General features: G+C 33.1%; 23 protein-coding genes. 4 read left to right on the top strand and 19 right to left on the bottom strand.

What is annotated here, in order from left to right; all coding sequences use genetic code 11:
* Positions 1-52: 52 nt before the first annotated feature.
* From MKY00_RS12205 to MKY00_RS12190, 4 genes are all read right to left on the bottom strand, one after another.
* Entirely contained in the window at positions 53-781 is a 729-nt protein-coding gene (locus MKY00_RS12205; protein WP_016717476.1) for an alpha/beta fold hydrolase, read from the bottom strand.
* Between the two features lie 114 nt (positions 782-895).
* A complete protein-coding gene (locus MKY00_RS12200; protein ID WP_000424361.1) occupies positions 896-1,045 on the bottom strand; it encodes an aspartyl-phosphate phosphatase Spo0E family protein in 150 nt (49 codons plus the stop codon).
* Between the two features lie 168 nt (positions 1,046-1,213).
* Positions 1,214-2,161: a hypothetical protein gene (locus MKY00_RS12195; protein WP_016717475.1), complete on the bottom strand. Its 948-nt coding sequence runs from the start codon at positions 2,159-2,161 to the stop codon at positions 1,214-1,216.
* Positions 2,162-2,194: 33 nt separating this feature from the next.
* Positions 2,195-2,755, bottom strand: a complete 561-nt coding sequence (locus MKY00_RS12190) for a helix-turn-helix domain-containing protein (RefSeq protein ID WP_000581024.1) — start codon at positions 2,753-2,755, stop codon at positions 2,195-2,197.
* 170 nt (positions 2,756-2,925) lie between these two features.
* Here MKY00_RS12190 and MKY00_RS12185 point away from each other — a divergent pair, with 170 nt between their 5' ends.
* Positions 2,926-3,813 (top strand): DMT family transporter, encoded by an 888-nt coding sequence (locus MKY00_RS12185; protein ID WP_016717474.1) that lies wholly within the window; start codon positions 2,926-2,928, stop codon positions 3,811-3,813.
* A 282-nt stretch (positions 3,814-4,095) separates the two neighbouring features.
* On the opposite strand, the gene MKY00_RS12180 is transcribed toward MKY00_RS12185, so the two are convergent.
* From MKY00_RS12180 to MKY00_RS12115, 14 genes are all read right to left on the bottom strand, one after another.
* Complete coding sequence (locus tag MKY00_RS12180) at positions 4,096-5,991, bottom strand: TnsD family Tn7-like transposition protein (protein ID WP_016717473.1); 1,896 nt, start codon at positions 5,989-5,991, stop codon at positions 4,096-4,098.
* A gap of 6 nt (positions 5,992-5,997) precedes the next feature.
* Positions 5,998-7,638 carry an ATP-binding protein gene (locus MKY00_RS12175; RefSeq protein WP_016717472.1) on the bottom strand — a complete coding sequence of 547 codons (1,641 nt, stop codon included), beginning with the start codon at positions 7,636-7,638 and terminating at the stop codon, positions 5,998-6,000.
* Positions 7,631-9,784: a Mu transposase C-terminal domain-containing protein gene (locus MKY00_RS12170; RefSeq protein ID WP_016717471.1), complete on the bottom strand. Its 2,154-nt coding sequence runs from the start codon at positions 9,782-9,784 to the stop codon at positions 7,631-7,633. Before MKY00_RS12170 ends, MKY00_RS12175 begins: the two co-directional genes overlap by 8 nt.
* Positions 9,756-10,595: a heteromeric transposase endonuclease subunit TnsA gene (locus tag MKY00_RS12165; RefSeq protein ID WP_000166809.1), complete on the bottom strand. Its 840-nt coding sequence runs from the start codon at positions 10,593-10,595 to the stop codon at positions 9,756-9,758. Before MKY00_RS12165 ends, MKY00_RS12170 begins: the two co-directional genes overlap by 29 nt.
* Positions 10,596-10,712: 117 nt before the next feature.
* Positions 10,713-11,138, bottom strand: coding sequence for a protein-tyrosine phosphatase family protein (locus MKY00_RS12160; RefSeq protein WP_000186250.1), 426 nt, complete (start codon positions 11,136-11,138; stop codon positions 10,713-10,715).
* A gap of 26 nt (positions 11,139-11,164) precedes the next feature.
* The gene (locus tag MKY00_RS12155) at positions 11,165-11,446 is read right to left on the bottom strand and encodes a HesB/IscA family protein (protein ID WP_001027745.1); all 282 of its coding nucleotides are present in this window, start codon (positions 11,444-11,446) and stop codon (positions 11,165-11,167) included.
* A gap of 38 nt (positions 11,447-11,484) precedes the next feature.
* Positions 11,485-13,245 (bottom strand): arsenical pump-driving ATPase, encoded by a 1,761-nt coding sequence (arsA, locus tag MKY00_RS12150; protein WP_016717470.1) that lies wholly within the window; start codon positions 13,243-13,245, stop codon positions 11,485-11,487.
* 18 nt (positions 13,246-13,263) lie between these two features.
* Complete coding sequence (gene arsD / locus MKY00_RS12145) at positions 13,264-13,623, bottom strand: arsenite efflux transporter metallochaperone ArsD (RefSeq protein WP_000717839.1); 360 nt, start codon at positions 13,621-13,623, stop codon at positions 13,264-13,266.
* Between the two features lie 71 nt (positions 13,624-13,694).
* The gene (gene arsC, locus MKY00_RS12140) at positions 13,695-14,099 is read right to left on the bottom strand and encodes an arsenate reductase (thioredoxin) (RefSeq protein ID WP_000428332.1); all 405 of its coding nucleotides are present in this window, start codon (positions 14,097-14,099) and stop codon (positions 13,695-13,697) included.
* Positions 14,100-14,124: 25 nt separating this feature from the next.
* Positions 14,125-15,180: an ACR3 family arsenite efflux transporter gene (gene arsB / locus MKY00_RS12135; RefSeq protein WP_029141118.1), complete on the bottom strand. Its 1,056-nt coding sequence runs from the start codon at positions 15,178-15,180 to the stop codon at positions 14,125-14,127.
* A 28-nt stretch (positions 15,181-15,208) separates the two neighbouring features.
* On the bottom strand, positions 15,209-15,556 hold the full coding sequence (locus MKY00_RS12130) for an ArsR/SmtB family transcription factor (protein WP_000416300.1): 348 nt from the start codon (positions 15,554-15,556) through the stop codon (positions 15,209-15,211).
* 311 nt (positions 15,557-15,867) lie between these two features.
* Entirely contained in the window at positions 15,868-17,061 is a 1,194-nt protein-coding gene (locus tag MKY00_RS12125) for a chromate transporter (protein WP_001017007.1), read from the bottom strand.
* Between the two features lie 18 nt (positions 17,062-17,079).
* Positions 17,080-17,388, bottom strand: coding sequence for a PadR family transcriptional regulator (locus tag MKY00_RS12120; protein ID WP_000389623.1), 309 nt, complete (start codon positions 17,386-17,388; stop codon positions 17,080-17,082).
* Between the two features lie 254 nt (positions 17,389-17,642).
* Positions 17,643-18,185 carry a recombinase family protein gene (locus MKY00_RS12115; protein WP_000904935.1) on the bottom strand — a complete coding sequence of 181 codons (543 nt, stop codon included), beginning with the start codon at positions 18,183-18,185 and terminating at the stop codon, positions 17,643-17,645.
* A gap of 180 nt (positions 18,186-18,365) precedes the next feature.
* On the opposite strand from MKY00_RS12115, the gene MKY00_RS12110 reads away from it, so the two are divergent.
* From MKY00_RS12110 to rnjA, 3 genes are all read left to right on the top strand, one after another.
* Positions 18,366-19,829, top strand: a complete 1,464-nt coding sequence (locus MKY00_RS12110) for a SulP family inorganic anion transporter (RefSeq protein ID WP_000229540.1) — start codon at positions 18,366-18,368, stop codon at positions 19,827-19,829.
* Between the two features lie 22 nt (positions 19,830-19,851).
* The gene (locus MKY00_RS12105; protein ID WP_000277011.1) at positions 19,852-20,271 is read left to right on the top strand and encodes a universal stress protein; all 420 of its coding nucleotides are present in this window, start codon (positions 19,852-19,854) and stop codon (positions 20,269-20,271) included.
* Positions 20,272-20,373: 102 nt separating this feature from the next.
* On the top strand, positions 20,374-22,041 hold the full coding sequence (gene rnjA, locus MKY00_RS12100) for a ribonuclease J1 (protein WP_000854866.1): 1,668 nt from the start codon (positions 20,374-20,376) through the stop codon (positions 22,039-22,041).
* 154 nt (positions 22,042-22,195) lie between these two features.
* Here rnjA and MKY00_RS12095 read toward each other — a convergent pair whose 3' ends face one another.
* The gene (locus MKY00_RS12095; protein WP_016717469.1) at positions 22,196-22,684 is read right to left on the bottom strand and encodes an arsinothricin resistance N-acetyltransferase ArsN1 family A; all 489 of its coding nucleotides are present in this window, start codon (positions 22,682-22,684) and stop codon (positions 22,196-22,198) included.
* Positions 22,685-22,691 lie beyond the last annotated feature (7 nt).

Here is a 22,691-nt window from a genome sequence, read left to right as displayed (position 1 = left end):
CGCTCCTAACCGATACAATTAATAATTCCTTTATTATTATACCCAAAAGTCCTTATATTCGACTAGCAACTTGCGCGTTCTGTAAGAAATTAGACAATATATTCGAATAAATTTTTGGTTGATCACTATGCACTAAGTGACCAGCAAACGGAATAATGGCAATATGAATATTTTTGTTTAATTGTTTGAACGTTGTAGCAGCTGTAACTTCATCTTCTGAATCTCCCCCAGCAATACAAAGTGTAGGTATTTGAAGATTCGCTACTTCACCAGTTTCATCGTAAGGGTACCAATCTTTAACTTGCCACGATTCAAGCAATGCTTTCCAATCACTTTTTTCATGAATTTGATTCATATAAGTTACAACTTCTTCATTTTCCATCAATTGCTGATGACACTTCGCTTCATACTCCAACGACTCTTCCCAATTATCCCTCTTAACCGGAAATATACCTGAAAAAGTTAATGTTCTCACTTTCTCTGGATACTTTTTTGCAAATAATAAAGCGACTAATCCTCCTAGTGAAACACCAGCGATATGACATCTATCAATTTGTAAATGCTCTAACGTATCATATAAATCCTTTACAGAACGTAGGAAATAATTCTCCAATGTCCCCCCTGATTTTCCATGCCCTCTTAAATCAGGGCGAATGACTTGATAATTTTGTTCTCCAAAAAGTGCTGCCTGCTCTTCATATTCTACTAAACCTGTCATACCTCCAGAGTGTAAAAGTACAATTGGTTCTCCTTCACCTGAAATGTGTGCATGTAATATCATATATTCCCCTCTCATAAAACAGAATATTCCATCTATTATCAGTATATAGAATATACATCTGAATTTCCAAATAAAAAAGAACTATAACATTTTCACATCATGTCATAGTTCTTCCTATTTTAAAAACATAAAGTAATTAATTAATTTGTCTATTTCTTGACTTAATGCCAATACTTTTTCATGTTGAATTCCGTAATCTGATACTAAATATAAAAGTTCTTCTTTCTTTATTTCAATTACTTTTTCCAATTTCACTAATTCCATGTCGTTTTACTTCTCTCTCCAATACTAAAATATATGTATTTTAGTATAGCCTATTTACATAATTAGTAAAAGTAAAATACTCATGTAAAATCTTACATATTTTAAAATAATATACTAACAACAAATAAATTTATATTTTTGTACCTTAATACAGACCATTAGGCTTCATTACGTATTCATAACAAATCGGAATTTCTCTAAAGTTATATCTTTATATTTTGGAGCCCTCTTAATATGATCAAAGTAACTATATGAGAATTTAAAGACATGTCCAAAATCCCAATCAAATGTACTGTAGTCTTTTAGCCAAAACTGATTTTCTGTTGGTAAAATATGAGCCCGTTTAGATTCAATTAAAGGTAAACAATCTATCGGTGAGTGTAGAGTTATTTCACTATTTGAAGTTAGATTTTGACTAGCACGTAACACGTATACTAGTTTTAATAGTGGACGTATCCCTCGATGGAATATATCTATATGCCCTAAGTCATACATAATATTAATTGCATGAGAAAATGTAAGTAAATGACCAATTAAATCATGATGAGATTCCGCTCTATAAATAATATTAAATTGCGATAGCTCCTTTAAAATAAACTTTGATAGTTGTTTCGGATTTTTCAATTCACTTTCTATCTCATCTTTTATACTTAATTGTTTTACTTCCTTCGTCGTAAAACCAATCCACGATCTACCTGGAATTGTTTTTCGAAACGATAATATAAGGTTCGTAATCCCTTCAATTGCTTGATTATCGCCCCATTTTTGTAACTCTTTCATAGCTAATAAACTTAATGCAGCATAAATGACATTATGTCCGACCCAATGAAGTTCATCAATTGTATGCTCTAATGATCTTATAATCATTTTTTCAGCACTTTGAAAATCAATTTCTTCTTTATGATCGATGATTTCACCTAAGTTTTGCTTGCTTAGCATCATTTTAGTTTGAGAAAACATACTTCGAGCTATCTCTTCTTCCATATTGATATCTTTCATGAAAAAGTAACTAGCAATTGCAGCTGCTCCGAAATGTGCATGCCAAATATCATTTGTTTCTTTTTTACATTGAGAAATAATTGACAAGCCACCTTTTAAAACAGTTTTATTTTCCATCTTTCTATCCCCCGTAAAAAAACCACTTTTTACTCATCCTAAAGATGGCGTCAATACAAATAAAATATGATTGGATTCATCACTCTTATTCAAAAAACGATGTTTCACATTTGGCGGGATACGTACAACATCTCCTTCTTCTAAGAAGTACTCTTTGCCTTCTAACTCCACATAAACTTCTCCTTTCATAACAACAGCAATTTCTTCTTTATCTTCATGTGAATAGTGATTTTCCGTTGTATTTGCTTGTTTATTTAGGTCCATCATTAACATTTCAATACGCGCTTTCATAAAATCTGGTGTTAATACATCGTAAACTATGTGATCGCTATTTTCTCGATATACTTTCTTTCTATCTTTCTTCTTAGAAATGAGCGAATCTGTATCAATCTCATTAATAAACAGTGTAAATAGCGGTACATTTAATGCTTTCGCTATTAATTCCAATACACTTAACGAGGGATTCGCATGTCCTCGTTCAATTTGGCTAATTAATGAAGTACTAATCCCTGCATAATCCGCAAATTCGCGAATAGTCATTTTATTTTTCTTACGATAACTTAATACAGTTTGTCCAAGCCTATCATGTATCATAGTAAATCCTTCCTTCGTCCATCATAATATATATTTCATCGCTTTTGTGCTGACTTACTAAACAAAGGCAAATAATCCTTTTCTATCGTCTCCGAGACTTATATACTTACCTTTGTACATTTTATCGTATTTAGTTCATTATAATAGACAATCTATCGGAGGGACAAACTTTGAAATCACCTATTCTTTCATATTGCATCTTATTTTTCGGTGTATTCGCCTTATCAACTTCAGCGATTTTTGTAAAATTGGCAGATGCTCCTGCGACAATCATTGCTTTTTACCGATTATTCTTTGCCACACTAATTCTGTTACCGTTATTACTATTTAGTAAAAATAGTCGAAATGAGCTAAAAACTTTAACGAAAAAACAATGGACATTCGGATTCATTTCTGGGCTATTTTTAGCTGCACATTATGTACTATGGTTTGAATCGTTACAATATACTTCTGTAGCAAGCTCTACTGTTATCGTAACGTTACAACCTTTATTCTCAATGATTGGTGGTTATTTTTTATTCAAGGAGAAGTTTGCGAGAGGCGCGGTTATCGGTTGTCTCATTGCTATTTCAGGAAGTATCATCATTGGCTGGCAAGATTTCCAAATGAGCGGGGAAGCCTTATACGGAGATATTTTAGCATTTATTGCGGCAGGAATTATTACTGCTTATTTTTTCATTAGCCAACATGTTCGTAAAGATTTGTCACTTATACCGTATTCGCTCATTAGTTATGGAAGTAGCGCCTGTTTTCTTGGTATATTTTCTTATATGAAACACGAATCTTTTATCCATTACTCTACACAAACTTGGCTATGCTTTATTGGTTTGGCGTTTATTGCTACGATTTTAGGGCAAACGATTTTTAATTGGTTATTAAAATGGATGAGTGCTACTGTAATCTCCATGAGCATTTTAGGAGAAACAATTGGGACTTGTATACTAGCGTACTTTATATTAAATGAGACTATTTCTTTACAACAAGGACTAGGCATTACAGTTATTTTTATTGGTCTTGCATTATTTTTATTACAACCAAATTCTAATAAAAAAGCATGACATTATACTGTCATGCTTTCACTATTGTTATGTTAAAACAAAGTTGTACAATAACATTGCTGTATAGCCCATTGATTAAAGATCCTTTTAAATAACATTAAAACATAGTTGTACAATAACAACTTCAATTCCAAATTACAATTTTTTTCTTTTTAAAAGAAAGTTGTACAATACAACTTTCCAAACTATTCGTTGATATATAAAAAGCAATGCATTATACATTTATATTAGATGCATAATGCATTGCTTTTTCCACATTCCCAAAAACAATTATATATTTCTTTATCTTTTCATTAAGATTGCTTGGTTGTGTTCCTTTACCAACCGTATTATATATTCTTTTATATCCCCTTCCCCTTTTCTTACTGCTACTTTTACACTCGCTGCATCTTTTAATTCAGATAAACTAACTACTACATCTTTGAATTTATGTTCAAGTACATATCGAACCCTTCTTTTTTGAAAATCTTGCAACGATTCTTCAATTGTCGCAATATAATCTTTCAACAATGGATGATTCTTTCTTTTCGAACACCTTTTATATTCTCCTAATATCTTCGTAACAGCTGAGTACGTTTTTCGAATTAACTTACCTCTAACTTTTTCATATTCTTCCCAATCATTAACTATTTTTTTGGCATTTTCTATATGTATTAAATCTTCTTTATTGTAACTTTCCTTACTTTTTTTCATTGAATTTTTACCCAAAACTTTGGACGGTAAATGACTTTCTAGCCATATTCTCTCAAATTTACTCAACCAAGCATACGCTGCTCGATTTAAATGAGCCAATTCTACTCTTGTATAGGTTGGATATTTACATCTTAATTGTATCCATTTTTCTTTATAATCCCGTGTTCTCTTTTCTCGCGAAATTTGTAAAGTTTCTTTACTGTCTAGTTTTTTTATTATTTTTTTACGATCCCTTAATATTTTTCGTATAGTAGGTGGTGTAAGTCCTGTTTTCATTGCGATTTCTTTCTGAGTACATCCACTTGATAAAAGCTTATTAAATTCTCTCTCCCATACATGTCCTTTTTCAACAATTCTATTGCTCCAATAAAGGATATTTAAGGGGTCTTTTTCTCTTTCTCTAAGCCTATATATGAAACCACAATTACATGTGAAATCTCCTTGTACTTCTCGATTGAATCCATGAACACTAATTTCCACCTTTTTAACGTTTTTTTGCAAATAATGATTAGCTAAAGGATTCATACATATCCATGGTCCCTTTCCAAAAGGTTCATATATAAAATCATTTTCAAAAAAGTTTTTTACAGAACCACACAAGCAACGCATAACCAATATATGTCTAATTGGATGACAAAATCGGATACTACCTTGACCAAAAATATAATTTACCCATGATGATCTTTCATTTATTTGAAATGAAGATTCCAGCATACATAATAGATTTTGCGAATAATGATCTTGAAGTAATTCACTTAATCGTTGAGTTCTTTTTAACATAGGATATCCGATACCTTTAATCTCCAGGAGTGTCTCATACTTCTCAACATAATAATCTTTCTCAAAAGACGAGAAATTTTTACTTAACAAATACTTCACATCTTCTGCAATCCCTATTAATTCATCCATAAGTTTATTTTCAAAAGAAGACTCATTATCCATACTATCCGTAAGTTTAGGATAGATAAATTTATATGTATACAAGTGTGTGATATTAGTTGGATGCTTAATTAGAGGTATTTGATGTTTAATGCAAACAAAAACTCCTGGAACCTGATGTACTCTATTCCAATAAGCTTCGCCATAAAGTTCATATTGTTCTTTTATACATGCTGAACAACAGTATAAATGCTCTTTGGATTTTATATTCCCTTTTTTTAAACTGAATTGATTATGATAAACTTTTGAACCTATTCCTTCATTTAATTGCTCGTACCATTCTTCTGTTTTAAATGGTCTAATCAGTGGTATCAGTGAATGCCTTTCTATAAAATATTTTATAGTATACATATCTGAAAACACTTGTAGATTATCCACTAAATGTTTCAATATACCAATAGATTGGATTCCTAAAAAAAAACTACTTTTATCAAATAACTTCTCAAGAGTTTTCCTTTTAGATAAATCTGGACTTCGCATATGATATCTAGAGACTATACTATAAAACAATTCATCTTCATACGGGACTGGAAAATGCTCTAGCAAATAACATCACCTTAATTCGTTATAATTAAATTCTTTTAAAGGATTCTTAATATATCCCTCATTATTTAGGCTTTCATATGCAGATTGTTTTTTCTGCTTACCGCCATCAATGATACCCTTTAATATATTTTTATCCTTCACTACTTCTTTTCTTTTTTTATTTTCTTTCTCTTTCATATATTGCAAAGCATCTTTCATCAACTCATTAATATTAGCGTTAGGTGATTTATTTATTACATATTTTATTGCTATTTCTGCATCTTTTTCATTCATATCTAAGTTTATAAGAGCAAAAATTAACTTCTCTACTTTAGTTGGTTCTTTTTTTAAACGCTCTTGTGCCATTTTTTCTTTTTTATCCTGAAGCCTAGCTCTCATATCGATTACTGGTAGTTTATTTAGAATATAGTCTTGCATATCTAACGATACAATATCTTCATACCCTGCTATCTCAGTTTCACAACCCGATTTAAGAGCTTTAAGCATTGGTTGAACAAGCCTTAAATCTTCCTTACCCACTTTTCTAATTAGCCCTGATGAAATTTTTTCTTTGCCCGTTTCAATCGCTCGCCCCTGTGCTAGTAAAAATAGCTTTATAGCGATATCAGTAATCCCCTGGCTCTCTTCGTAAATAACATCTAATAAATCTTGATCAAGTTCTACATATTGCTTTGTCCACTGATAATCCCACATACTTGTAATTAAAACTTCCCAATCTTCTTTATTGCTCATTTGTTGCCAAACCATATCGCCTTGTCCACTACCACGACGTGCTTGCCTAAAATCTTTTTGTAAAAGGCTTCTAGCTCTCATAGTTCCAATTATCATTACCGGTATACCAATTTCATTAATAAGGGTAACGAAAAAATTCATCATTTTCTCTGACGCATCCCCAGTAGCCGCCAACAGATGTTGAATTTCATCTATGATTAATGCACCAACACAATGTAATCTAGAAATTTGTCCCATTCTAGTTACCATTGAGCTTATAGAATTAGAGGACTTACCATAACTTTCAAGGTAGTTTGTCCCAATTAATTTATCTATCTTTTCAAAGAAGTTTTGACATAATGATTTTAACGATCCATCATGTGGACAATTTAATTTTAACCAAACAATTTGAAGCGTATTGAGGGGGTGTCTATGCATAATTAGTTGAGGATATAATGAAAGGATTCGTTCTATAGCTGTTGATTTTCCAATACCTGAGAAACCCATTAAGGTAAAACTAGATGCAGTAGTACGTATATCTGCTGACAAATTTAAATTATTTCTTTCTACTAATTGATTATGTAATTCATTTAGTACTTGAATATGTTGTTTTTGAAAAGGGTTCCTGTTCACATATCCATATCGTAAAAATCTTGAAAAACGTCTTTCTAAGTCTAATGTTTGAGCAATTGGTTGGAAAAAACGAGTTAAACGTAATAATGCATGAAATCGATGATGATCTGATAAATTTCTTTCTTTTTCATGGTAATTAGGTAAAAAACTAAGTTGATTAAAAGCCTCTTCATATGACAATATACTAGGTAAAGCTTCTATTAAAGGATTCCCCTGATAATCAACTAATTCCTGTGGCTGATATTGTGCTATTAAAGCGTATGTCCCATTATCTAACTTAACTTCCCTTAGAGCATCACTCATTTTTACGCCCCCTTCTTTTATTAAATAATTCTTTAACTGAGCGGTGCTTGAATTCATTTTCTTGTTGATCGTCTAAATGATTTCCTTCTGTTAAAGTTTTTTCCTCATTTTTATCTATTTTAAACACTTCATCAGTTCTTCGTACATTCCGCTCCCATTTAGTATGGGGACTAATATCTTTAATTTTCTTTACTTTTGTTACATTCTTTGTTTGTTTTTCACTTGTTTCTTTAATCGCTTCTTTAACAATAGATTGAATATTATCAAAAAAGTTAATTTCACTTTGTAATAAACTATGTTCGCTATCTTTATAATCTTTATTTTCTAAAGCGTTTAACTGTTTAACTTCTTCTAAAGTTTTATTTTGATATCGTTCTTGATGCTTTAACAGATAACATTTCTCAAAAATCTCTTCATTCCCTGTATGAATATAAATATGGTTCATATTGCGTGGATCATATGAGAAATCTACTTTCCAACTTTTCTTTGTTCTTGCTGTAGAAAACCATGATTGCTGAAGCGCTGTATCACAGCTGTATAACATTTTTTCAAATCTGATTCCTTTTGCAGTTACCGTAGCACTCCCCCTAGGCATTAAGTAAAATTTCATAATATCAGGATGGACTACTCTTAATTTCCCTGCACGATTTTTCACGCCCCATTTCCATAATTCAATCGGTGTGGGTTTTACGTTATCAACTACCATATCTTTATCACGTATGTAATTCTTCATATAGAAGTTTTTATTGTAATGCAAAATAAAATTGATAATAATTTTTGTATATTGTTCTATATCGAGTTTCGCTCCTAAACGTGGGTCTTTTGTGCCCCTTTTTCCCCAATCTTTTGAAACATACCCAGGTAAAAATGGCCGTATTTTTTCTTGAGATGTATCAAATAGTTTTTCAACAATTCCTTTCCAATCCGGGCGAAAAGATGGATTGTTTTCAATAGTAATATTAAGTCCTTCTATCAAATGATTTACATTATATCCTTCTAATTCTCCCCGATCACCTAAGATAATTTCTGGTAAATGTGCAGCAGGCCAACAATCATCTGTAATAGATATATTATAATTCGCACAAAAATCCTTCTTATTGACAGTAGAATTCAAAAGTGCCATCATCATTCCAATCCATGAAGGTCCTTCTAATCCAACATAAAAACCAGTAATTAAATGCGTATATACATCTGTTACGTAGTAAATCGTCGGTCGCTTCAATACCCAGTCGGCATTGTAGCGAGAAACTAAATATACATTAGCAATAGTTGCATCAATTTGATACCTAGATCCTGGTCCAAAAACCTCAAAAGAAGAAGAACCCAAAACAGGCCTATAATCTCTTTCAAATTTTTTTCTTCCATACTTAGCAATTGTAACTTCTTGTATCCCATATTCTTTATTAAACCAATAATAAAACTGTCCTAAAGTAGGTATATTATCTTCATCCAAAATCTTGATATATTTGGTATTATTTTGATAATATACACTCGACTGAAAGTTATCTCTAATCATCATTTTATACGTATATGCTAGTGTATTTTCCTGATTTGAAAAATAATAAGACTGTATAGCTCTCTTAAATTTTTCTTTTATTTCAGATGTAATATTAACTCCAATGCTATTTGTAATTCTAGGTCTACCAGTTTTATTTTCGTTCCAGTTCTTTTGTTCCCCCTTATTCCCACAATTTTTATAATCCGGGAGTAAACTATCTTTGACTTTCCCTCTTTGCCAATACCTTTTTAAATATTTATAAATAGTCTTATACGTACAGCCAAATTTTTCTGTTGCTTGTAAAATGAGCTTGCCTCTCTCATTTTTTTTGAAAATATTAGGTTCTTTACTTACTAAATCTTGTATAATCCTCCATGCTTTATCCCTAATTAATTTATCTTTTTCTTTTAATCCTTCATGATTTACTATTGGAAATAGTTCGTTTGTACTTAATTTTATGTACTGTCCATTTGCAAAGCCCTCATGAATATTACTAATTGTATCTACAAAAGGCATAGCTTTTTCATCATAAACATCAATTAAATAAATAATAACATTACCTTCATCTATCCAGAGCAATCTATATACCTTTGAATCATCAATTGACTTAAATGTTTCATTAACTGATAATTGAATCACAATTTTCATCACCTCTTTTACTAAAAACTACATCATTTAAAGTTAAACTTCGTACATTTAATTTTTGAGAACTCATATCTACAAAAAATAACTTCCTAGCTAACAAATGTTTAAAATATTTAATTGACGAACCTTGTTCCAAATTGTACTGTTCCTCAAACTCATTGCATATTTCCATAAGATCCTTATCGATATTTTGAAATCTCATTAAGTAACTAGAAAAGACTTTTACAAACGTTTCATCTTCAATTTCATCAAGATAATAAGACTTATGAATCCACGAAATATTCTGGGTTATAATGATTGGGATATCCTTTTCTGTTACAATCCCCCAATCAATCCCTTTTCTTTCCCAATATTCTCTTTCTATTTCAAACTTCTCTATAATCCTTTCATTTTCTAATTCACTACTAGGCTTGATAGTTCTAGCTAGATATTTTATTCCATTCCCCTCTCGAACTGTAAGGAAAAAATCTGTTGTTAGTACAATTAACGTTTCATTTTTCGTACAAATAGGATGACGAATCCCTTTTTCTTTTGCGATGTTATAAGTTACTTCCCGATTTAACGGAAATTGCTCACGAATATCAATAATATCTTCTATCCATTCCATTATAAAAAAATAATTCCTCTCTAAATCAGATAACAGTTCATGCCTTCTATTTGTTTTCCATCCTTTCAACCTAGAACTATTTCCTGTTGAAGAAATATTTTGAATCGTTAACCAAGGTTTATAATTATTAAACTCTCCTTCTCCCCTACCTTCTTTTATATACTTCTCTATTTTCTTTTCCGTCCAATCATTTTTACGTTTGGTCATGTTTTATCCCCTTTTTTAAAACTCTTTATAATTCCCATTATTGGATTTTTTTATGTATATAATACTTAACTTGTTTACAAAAAAACGGATATTTTAAAAATATCCGTTTTACACTAATTATTTATATAAATTTCGTAACACTTGTTTTAATTCTGGTTTAATTGCAATAATTGAACGAATCGCCTTTACTTGCTGTTCCGCATCTTCAACATTAGAAGCATGACCTAATTCTAGCAATAAGCCCGTAGCAACTGTACCTGTACGATTACGTCCACCAGAACAATGGAAAAACACTTTTTTATCTTGTTCAACAGCTTCCTTGACCGCTGCAATTGCATTTCTTACTGATTCATCTTGCCCTTCTACACCTTCTACGATTGGATAAGCATGACGTTTAGTTCCAGCCGGAAACCCTTCTGGTTCTTCTCCACCAGCACGCAAATCAAACACCTCTGTGATCCCGTGCTTGTTTACTGCGTCTTGTATAGCTTCTACTCCACCAATATATACTTTTCCTTTTACTAGTTCGTGATAGTTAGTCATGTTTGTTAGTCTCCTTCAATTATTAGTTAGCAGCAGTTAGATCCGCCACTGATAACAAGTCCTGCGCCTTGTTGATCTTCTACATAGTCTAATGTTAAAGTATTAACGATTTCTGCTACCTTTGGATCCATTGCGACTTGAATACCGTTTACTGTTTCTGTGATATCACTTTCTTCTGCTTCACCTAAATTAATACCGTAACTAGGACCACAGCATCCAGCACCATCAAATGTAAAACGTAATGTTGTAACACCATTTTCTTTCATAGCAGTTTCAATAAACTCTTTTGCTTTATCTGTAATATTCATTATTATTTCTCCCCTTCACAGTAACTAATTAGAATTTTTTATTTTACTAACTCTTTAAGCTTCTCATATCCTACAATATCTTCCGATTGCCAAGGGATGATAACACAGTTATTTTGTGATTCCTTTTGTACTTCTTGAATCCATTGTATTTCGGACTGTGCTCTTCCTCTTAACACGAAGTCACTTGTATGTGTTGCGTAAAAACTTTGATTGATAACCCACCATTTCGGAGTAATGTCCGCACGTTTTAAGTCTTCTTGTAGACGGCTCGCTTCATGAACTGGTGTTGCTTCTGCAAGTGTTACAATTACAACGCTTGTTTCTTCTGGATTACGCAAACGTGGTAATAAGTTTTTCACAGACTGTGGTACTTCACCCGTAGAACGTGCAATTTCCTTATGATACGTTTGTGCTGCATCTAGTAACAATAATGTATGACCTGTTGGTGCTGTATCAATTACTACAATTTCATCATTAGCTCTTTCAACAATATCGGCCAAAGCACGAAAGACTGCAATCTCTTCCGTACAAGGAGAACGTAAGTCCTCTTCAAGATACGCTAAACCTTCTTCATCAACTGTATCTTTTGCTTGCTCTATAACTTCTTTACGATAGTTTTCAACTTCCAGCTTTGGATCAATACGACTTATCGTAATATTGCCTTGTTCCCCATGCATGACATAATTAATATGTGCTGCTGGATCTGTTGTTGTTAAATGTACACGATGCCCTTTTTCAGCAAGACCAACTGCAATGGCTGAAGCTACAGTTGTTTTTCCTACTCCACCTTTTCCCATTGTCAAAATAACTCTTTTTCCTGTCTCAGAAAAATCTGCAATCAAGTTTTGCAGAGGAGATATAACAATTTCTTCTTGTAACTCATCTAAAATTGAGAGACTTTCAATTGGCCGAACCAACTTTCTCATATTCTCTATTCCGGTAACATTAAATGGCACTAATGGAAGTTCATAAGCTGGAAGACCTTTTAGCTCTTCTGACATGTTTTCTAATGCACGTACTTGTCTCGTAAACAAAGCTTTAGAAACAGCATCATTTTGCACATAATTCGTTAAAACACCATTTATAAGCAAATATTGATTGCTAACTCCAATTTCTTTTAATTCTTTGGCTGCTCGTTCTGCTTCTTGCAACGGTGAACTATCAGGACGTGTCACAAGCAATAAAGAGGTTTGCTTCGGATTCGATAACGCTTCAACGGTTTGACTATATAATTCTTTTTTATCACCAAGCCCTGCTAATGGTCCTAAACAAGAAGCTCCATGAATACTTTCTTCTAAGAAACCACTCCAAGCCGTAGGAAGTTGAAGAAGACGTAACGTATGACCTGTTGGCGCTGTATCAAATATAATGTGATCGAATTTCGATGTTAATTCTATATTTGTAAGTAACGTAGAGAATTCATCAAATGCGGCCATTTCTACTGTACAAGCTCCAGATAATTGCTCTTCCATCGTTGCAATAACAGCATCAGGGAGCTTTCCACGGTATGGACCAACAACACGTTCTTTATATTCATGTGCTGCTGTTTCAGGATCTAAGTTTGCTACTTGTAGATTTGGAACACTTGGAATTTCTTTCGGTTTATTCGTAAGTTCTATTTCGAACACATCTTGTAAATTAGAAGCTGGGTCAGTACTTATTAATAAAACTTGTTTCCCCATATCAGCTAACGTAATAGCTGTTGCACATGCAGTAGATGTTTTTCCAACTCCACCTTTACCAGTAAAGAATAAAAATGGTGTGAATGCTATTGTGTTTGGATTATATAAGTTTGTCATTGCCTTTCACTTCTTTCTCTATTTTTTCACGTCTAGCTTTAAACGTACGACTGGCTTTTGACTCAACTCTTCTTTTGTTATATCTGTTAATTGTGTAAGTTCTTCATTTGTCAGGTGACCTTTTTCTTTTACTACTTTTCCATCTACCAAAGTTACAGGTAACACGTCTGGTCCTTTATCTGTTAATAGTTGACTGATAACAATATTATTGGCAAATGCATCTGGTTCACTTGCCAAATTATAACGGGTCACATCAATACCTTTATTCTTCAAGTTGTTAACAGCAACTGATACACGAATTAACTCTGGGTCAACACTCGGTCCGCAAACACCAGTAGAACAACACATTGCAGGATCAAAAATTTCTATCTTCTTCATCTTTGATTTCTCCCCTTCTTTACAAAATAAGCCGAGAAAAAGATTCTCGGCTACAAATATTTAATTTTCAATTATTCTCCTGTTTCAGCGAATTTTTTGATACGTTCGCCAATCTCATCACGAACTTTTTGGAATACAGACCACTCTTGACCAGCTGGATCATCAAATCCCCAATGAACTCGTTTTACATGTGGTGGTGTTGTCGGACATACATCATTTGCGTGACCACAAAGTGTTACAACAAGATCCGCTTTATCTAAAATGTCACGGTCAATGGTATCCGATGTTTGATCTGTAATATCAATGTCTACTTCGTTCATTGCTTTAATTGCATTCGGATTTACTCCGTGCGCCTCAATACCTGCAGAAAGTACATTCCATTTGTCACCTAAATATTTTTTGCCCCAAGCTTCTGCCATTTGGCTACGACAAGAGTTTCCTGTGCATAAGAAGTAAATTGTTTTTTTGTTTTCCATGATAATTCCACCTTTTTATGAATAGTTATTTTGGTTGTGTTTGAAAGTATTTCCGCTGGAACCAGAGTGCTACATTTACGAGAGCAATCATAACGGGAACTTCAACTAAAGGTCCAATAACCGCCGCAAACGCTGCACCAGACTGAATTCCAAATACCCCTACAGCTACAGCGATTGCTAATTCAAAGTTATTACTACCAGCTGTAAATGCTAATGTTGTTGATACCCCATAACTTGCACCCACTTTTTTGCCCATATAGAAGGAGACAAAAAACATGATTACAAAATAAATGAGTAATGGAATCGCAATACGTACAACATCAAATGGTACGCTAACAATAACCTCTCCTTTTAATGAGAACATCACAATAATTGTAAATAACAATGCAATTAATGTAATTGGACTAATCTTTGGTATAAGTACTTTTTCATACCACTCTCGGCCTTTTGTTTTTACAAAGATAAAACGTGTTAACATTCCTGCAATAAACGGAATTCCTAAGTAAATAAAGACTGATTTTGCAACCTCAGCCATTGTTATATCTACAACAGCACCTTCAATTCCTAACCATTCTGGAATAACTGTTACAAACACATAAGCATATACTGAGAAAAATAACATTTGGAATACAGAGTTAAATGCTACTAATCCTGCCGCATATTCTGTATCTCCTTTTGCTAAGTCATTCCAAACGATAACCATCGCAATACAACGAGCTAAACCTATCATGATTAAGCCCACCATATATTCTGGCTTATCTGGTAAGAATATAACAGCCAAAGCAAACATCAGAACAGGACCAATAATCCAGTTTTGTACGAGTGATAATACTAATACTTTTACATCTTTAAAAACGCGTCCCATCTCTTCATAGCGCACTTTCGCTAATGGAGGATACATCATTAAAATTAACCCAATCGCAAGCGGTATGGAGGTCGTTCCTACTTGTAAACTATTCATGCCCTCAACAAATCCAGGTGATAAATAGCCGACTCCTATTCCTACTGCCATGGCAAGAAAAATCCAAAGGGTTAGGTATCGATCTAGGAAAGACAGACGTTTTTTCCCCGTGTTGCTCATCCCTCTCACTTCCCTTTCTAACTATTTATTAACAACCACACCGGAGTGTAGGATTGCTCTTCTCAATTTGTTTAATTTTCTCTGATTGATCTGGTACATGCGCTAAAATATCTTCTAAAAGTGTGTATAAATCACTTGCTTGATTTAAAGAATAATAAATCCACTGACCTCTACGCTCTTCTTGTACCAAGCCTAAATCCTTTAACTTTCGAAGATGTTGACTAATTGAGGGTTGACTCATGTCAAACACTTCAAGAAGTTCACAGACACAACATTCACGTTGTTTAAGAATAGATACAATTGTTAACCTTGTTTTGTCTCCTAGTAGTTTCAATAGCTGTGACACTCTTGTTAATTCGATAACCGTTTTTTCCATATCCACACCACCCTTTTATAATTACATAAGTATATACTTATATATTAAGCGAAATTTAAACCTAATATTCATTAAATGGATTCATTTTTATTTTTCTCTCCTTCTCGAAATAAGTATATAATTAATTGCTTATATAATCAACTGAAAAAAATTTATATTTATAGTATCTTTACACTGTACCTTAATGCTCAACTCACATTTTTATTTTATCAAAAATTATCGTTTTTGTTACAAAAAACATATTTTCTTTCGTTTTAAGTGAAACAAAAAACCACCAAATATAATGGTAGTTTAAAACACAATTATTTATTTTATAATAGTGATATTATTGTACCTCCAACAGCACCCACCACTACAATAATCCAAGGTGGTAACTTCCAATACACTAACATACTAAATAATACAGCGGCAAAAGCAAAATCAACAGGTTGTAAGATTGCACTAGTCCAAATCGGATGATAGAAAGCTGAGATTAAAATGCCGACTACTGCCGCATTCACTCCCATTAAAGCACCTTTAATTTTAGGATTTCGTCTTAGTTGATCCCAAAACGGTAATGTACCTAAAATAAGAAGAAATGCTGGTAAGAAAATAGCTACAGTTGCCAATAATCCACCTTGCCATCCACCAATAACAGCACCAATATACGCTGCAAATGTAAACAATGGGCCAGGTACAGCTTGAGTAGCACCGTAACCAGCTAAAAATGACGCTTCATCCATCCAGCCCGTAGGTACAAATTCACGTTCCAGTAACGGTAACACAACATGACCTCCACCAAAAACTAAAGAACCTGCGCGATAAAAACTATCAAACATTGCAATCCAATTTAACGATGTAACCTCTCTTAGAATTGGAAGGGAAATAAGTAATCCAAAAAATAGTGATAAACAAATTACTCCTAACTTTCTGGAGATTGGGAAACTTAGTTTCGCTTCATCGTTATCCGCATGATTTTTATAGATAAGATAACCCACTAGCCCCGATAATAAAATTACACCAACTTGTGTGAAAGCTGTTTGCCATAATAACGTTCCAACTAAAGCAAATAATGCAATTGATTTACGTTGTAAATCTGGTGTCAACTTTTGAGCCATTCCTAAAATCGCATGTGCTACTACTACCACCGCTACAATTTTCAGCCCATGAATCCAACTAACATCTCCAATGTTTAAACCTTGTAAAACTAATGCAAATATGATTAATGCAATAACAGAAGGAAGAGTGAAACCTATAAAAGCAAGAATTCCTCCTAATACACCTGCACGCATTACACCAATACCAATACCAACTTGACTACTAGCAGGGCCAGGTAAAAACTGACATAACGCAACTAAATCCGCATAACTTTTTTCATCCATCCATTTTCTTTTGCGAACATACTCTTCGTGAAAGTAACCAAGATGTGCTATTGGCCCCCCGAAAGATGTAAGTCCAAGTCGAATAGAAACTAGCAGTACTTCTAATAAAATCTTAAATCTGCTTTGCTGTGTTGTATGATTCATTCTACACGTCCTTTCTTATTAGTCTTTAATTTCTTTAAAAAGTTCGTATGCTTTCTTTCGTGCTTCCACTAGAACATCTCGTCCTTTTTCAGTAGCTGTATAATACTTTCTGATTTTCCCAGCTACATTACGATCCTCTTTATTCAAAAGACCATAACTTTCCATCGCATGAAGAATAGGGTATAAGGTTCCAGGACTTATAGTATAGCCATGTTCCCTTAGTTCTTCTAACATCCATGCACCAAAAATGGGATGTTCCTTAGCATGATGTAAAATGTGGATTTGGATAAACCCTAAAAATAACTTTCTTAATAATTTATCCTCCAAGTTTTCCCCCTCCTATAGCATCAAAATCGAAAAGCAATATCGAACTTCGTTATTAATTTATCATTGACATATCACTTTTTCAATTAATTATAAAATAATTTACAAAGCCTTTACAAAGTAATGATTCCGTATTATTTAAGCATTCATCCGTAATACATTCAAAGATAACCAAAAAGTCACTTTCCTCAGCGTACAGGAAAGTGACTTTTTCATGGTTAAAATTTTCTTATTGAACAAAAGCTTGTTTTTCTTATTCAGTTTTCTAAATATCTATATAAAGTTGATTTACTGATTCCAGTTTCTTCTCGTATTTCAGCTAAACTATAGTCACCACTTTGATACATTACAATAGCACGCTTTACATTCTCATCAGGTTTTCTAGGACGCCCTGTTGTAACTCCCTTTTGTTTCGCTTCATACAAGCCTTTCTTCGTTTTTTCACTAATTACATCACTTTGAAAATCAACAAGATGTTTTACAATATCTCCAAAATGATACCCATTTGCATTACTGGTATCAATATCTTCTTGAACAAAGTAAATGTAAGCACCTTTATTATCAATGACTTGTAATAACTCAACAAGATGACGTGTTGAATCAGCTAATGTGAATAGTTTTGTAACAACAATTTTATCATCTGGTTTTAGGTTATCTATCATATTTTTAAGTTGTACTCTTTTTTTGGCCGATGAATGTTCCTCTGAAACAATCATCGTACAACTACATTTCTCTAAGGTTTTGAGTTGTTCTTCACATTTCAAGTCATCTTGATATGGTCTCATATATCCGATTAACATACATGCTCTCCTAACAATTTAGACGTTTCTTTTATCATACCATAACTTGGAGTTATAAAATCAGTATCAAAAAGGTTCCTTTTTGGGACGATAAGTGTTAGACTGTTTTTATTAAATCGTGAACGCGGCTTTTATGAGACTTAAAAGCCACAAAATAAATGATATGAGGTGTATAAGACAGTGGTAGAAAAATTAAAAACAGAATGGTTTTCAAATGTTAGGGCTGATATCCTTGCGGGGATTGTAGTTGCACTAGCATTAATTCCTGAGGCAATTGCATTTTCCATTATTGCAGGTGTAGATCCAATGGTGGGATTATATGCATCCTTTTGTATTGCAGTTATTATTGCCTTTGTAGGTGGTCGTCCTGGAATGATTTCAGCGGCAACCGGTGCAATGGCATTACTTATGGTTCCTTTAGTAAAAGAGCACGGGCTAAATTATTTATTAGCAGCAACAATCTTAACGGGTGTTATACAAATTATTTTTGGTGTTTTTAAAGTAGCACGATTAATGAAATTTATCCCACGTGCTGTCATGATTGGTTTTGTTAATGCTTTAGCAATTTTAATTTTTATGGCTCAAGTACCACATTTTATTGGCATTTCCAATCTGACATATGTATTTGTAGCAATTACATTAGCAATTGTCTATATTGTACCGCGATTTATTAAATCAATTCCAGCTCCATTAATAGCGATTGTATTATTAACAGCTATTGCAATTTATATGCATTTAGACTTACGAACTGTCGGTGACTTAGGAGCAATTACAAGAACATTACCATCGTTCTTTATTCCAGACGTACCATTTACATTTGAAACACTACAAATTATTCTCCCCTATTCAATTGCGTTAGCAATTGTAGGATTATTAGAATCTTTACTAACAGCATCCATTGTGGATGATATGACAGGAACCGATAGCAATAAGAATCGAGAATCAAGAGGTCAAGGAATCGCCAATGTTATCAATGGTTTCTTTGGTGGGATGGCAGGTTGTGCAATGATTGGGCAATCTGTAATCAACGTAAAATCGGGTGGACGTGGTAGATTGTCTACGCTAATTGCAGGATTATTTTTAATGTTTCTCATCATCGTATTAGGAGATTTAGTTGTACAAATCCCAATGCCTGTTCTAGTAGGTATTATGATTATGGTTTCTATTGGTACATTTGATTGGTCTTCATTCTCATATTTAGTAAAAGCTCCAAGAAGTGATGCAGTAGTTATGTTAGTGACCGTTATTATCGTAGTTGCAACGCATGATTTATCTAAAGGTGTAATTGCTGGGGTTTTATTAAGTGCAATATTCTTTGTTGCTAAAATTTCAAAGATAAAAGTTACAAAACAACAAGATGGCTCAAATATGAGATTTGATGTGGATGGTCAATTGTTCTTTGCATCTGTAGAAGGATTCGTAGAATCATTTGATTTCAATGTTAAAAATAGAAGCATTGTCATTGACTTCTCAAACACGCATGTTTGGGATGATTCGGCAGTTGGAGCTATCGACAAAGTTGTTATTAAATACCAAGAAAATCAAAATATTGTTACCATTACAAACTTAAATTCTTCTAGTAAGAAACTCGTAGAAAAATTAGCAGTATATAATAATCCAAATAGAAAAGCTTCTTCACATTAATTCATGATTAGGAGTGGAAAATATGTATAAAAAAATCCTATTAGCTGTAGATGGCTCTGAACATTCCTTACGTGCTACTCAAGAAGCAATGAAAATTGCATCCTTATCTAGCGAATGCACAGTTGAAATTGTATTTGTAGTCGATTATGCAAAAGCAAAGAATGAAGTTATTCATGCACAAGGGAAAGAAGAATTAGAGTTGTCCCGTCGTAAGAGACTTTTACCTATTGAGGAAAAATTAAAAGCAAATCGTATTTCTTATGAAGTTAAAATATTACATGGTGAACCAGGTCCAACCATTGTAGACCATGCGAATAAAGGTCATTTCGAATTAGTGGTACTTGGTAGTCGAGGACTCAATGCGTTGCAAGAAATGGTACTAGGAAGTGTGAGCCATAAAGTAGCTAAAAGGGTTCAATGTCCTGTACTGATTGTAAAATAATATTTTTTTGTATGATTCCTGATTTTGAAAATTCTTATTCAAAATCAGGAATTTTTATCATAAAGGAAACTTGAAATATTTTAATATGTAAGGAGTTGGCACATGAAAACACTACAAAGTGGAAAAACAAAGATTTTTGCTTTAGGTGGCCTTGGAGAGATTGGAAAGAACATGTATGTCATTGAGTATGAAGATGAAATCATCATTATAGATGCTGGATTTAAATTTCCTGAATCTGAACTATTAGGTATCGATTATGTTATCCCCGATTATACGTATCTAGAAAGAAATAAAGATAAAATAAAAGGATTATTCATAACACATGGACATGAAGATCATATTGGCGGGGTTCCCTTTTTATTTAAACGGATACAAGTACCGATTTATGCTGGGAAACTAGCTGCAGCATTAATTAAAAGTAAATTTGAAGAACATAATATCCGCCATGTTGAAATAAAAAATATATTGGATGAAACAGAAGTTGAATTTCAACACACGAAAGTACGTTTTTACCGAACAACACATAGTATTCCTGACGCATTTGGTATAGTAGTAACCACTCCAAACGGAAATATTGTACATACTGGTGATTTTAAATTCGATTTTACACCCGTTGGTACAGAGGCGAACCTACACAAAATTGCTGAAATCGGAAAAGAAGGTGTATTGTGTTTACTATCTGACAGTACAAATAGTGAAGTTTCTGGCTTTTCAATGTCAGAAAAAAAGGTCGGACAATCCGTAAAGGAAATCTTTTCAGAGGCACAAGGACGTATCTTATTTGCAACTTTTGCATCTAACGTTCACAGATTGCAACAGGTTGTAGAGGCTTCTATTTTGTATAATCGTAAAATTGCAATTGTAGGAAGAAGTATGGAAAAAACAATTCAAATAGGAAGAAATTTAGGATATATCCAAGCTCCAGAGGACATATTCGTTGGTGTACATGAAATCAATCATATTCCCAGTCATCAAGTAACTATCATATGTACAGGAAGCCAAGGGGAGCCAATGGCTGCATTATCAAGGATTGCATATAGTAATCACCGACAAATCCAAATTATTCCAGGAGATACAGTTGTCCTTTCTTCCTCTCCGATTCCAGGGAATGTGTTAAGCGTTAACAGAAATATTAATCAACTATATCGAGTAGGTGCAAATGTAATTCATCATAAAATAAGTGATATTCATACATCTGGTCATGGAGCACAAGAAGAACAAAAATTGATGCTCTCACTTTTAAAGCCGAAATATTTCATGCCTATTCATGGAGAATATCGTATGTTAAAAAAGCATGTAGAATTAGCTGTAGAATGTGGTGTTCCTATAGATAATTGCTTTGTTATGGATAATGGGCAAGTATTAGAAATCTCCAAAGGAGAAGCTAGAATTAGTAGTAAAACCATACCTTCTCAAGCTGTGTATGTTGACGGAAGTGGTATAGGTGATATTGGAAACATTGTTTTACGTGACCGTAGAATTTTATCAGAAGAAGGAATCATTATTATAAGTCTGAATTTAGATTGTAAACAAAAGCGATTAGTATCCCAGCCGGCAATTGTTACAAGAGGCTTTGTATATATGCGTGGCTCAGAGGAACTTATGAAGAAAATAGAAGATATTGTAGAAGATTGTATATGTAATGTACTAAATGAAGGGATAATAAATTGGGCACAAATAAAACAAACACTTGTAGAAGTATTAAGTCCATTTTTATATTCTAAAACCGGACGTCGTCCAATGATTCTTCCAATCATTATGGAAGTTTAAAAAGAAAAACATTCATTAATAATTCATACTTTATTTTTAAGAATGCCAACACATTAGGTTCTAAACTATTAAGATATTAGATTAATAACAATCAAAAACCAGTGATGTCACTTAATCACTGGTTTTTGATTTCGAATTTGAAATCATTACAATATTAGCCTAATAATTTTTCCATAATCATAATATCGACATGCTCTCCGTCCATGATTCCCTGTTTTTCAAATACTCCTACTTCACGATAACCCATTTTACGATACAGCCCTTGCCCTAGATCATTAAAAGAAAAAGTAAATAAAACAAATTTATAGAATTCGTTCTGCTGTCCATTTTTTTCTAAAGCTAAAAGTAAATTCTGTCCCAAACCTTTCCCTCTATATTCTCTTTTTATGTATATAGATAATTCTCCTACTCCACGGTAGGCGCATCGATGACTGTATGGATTAATGGAGGCCCAGCCAACGATATGAGCATTCTCTTCCATGACAAGTACTGAATATCTTTTTTCTCGTTGTAACAGCCATTCCATCACATATTTATCTGTTTTTATTTCTGTCTCTAAAGTCGCAATACGATCCTCGATACCCTCATTATAAATAGTCGTAATTTCTCGTACATCTTGTTCGGTTGCCTTTCTAATCTTCATAATTATC

Origin of the sequence: Bacillus sp. FSL R9-9834 (assembly GCF_038006905.1) — a bacterium.
Taxonomy (GTDB): Bacteria; Bacillota; Bacilli; order Bacillales; family Bacillaceae_G; genus Bacillus_A; species Bacillus_A pacificus.
This window is presented reverse-complemented; position numbering and strand designations above follow the sequence as displayed.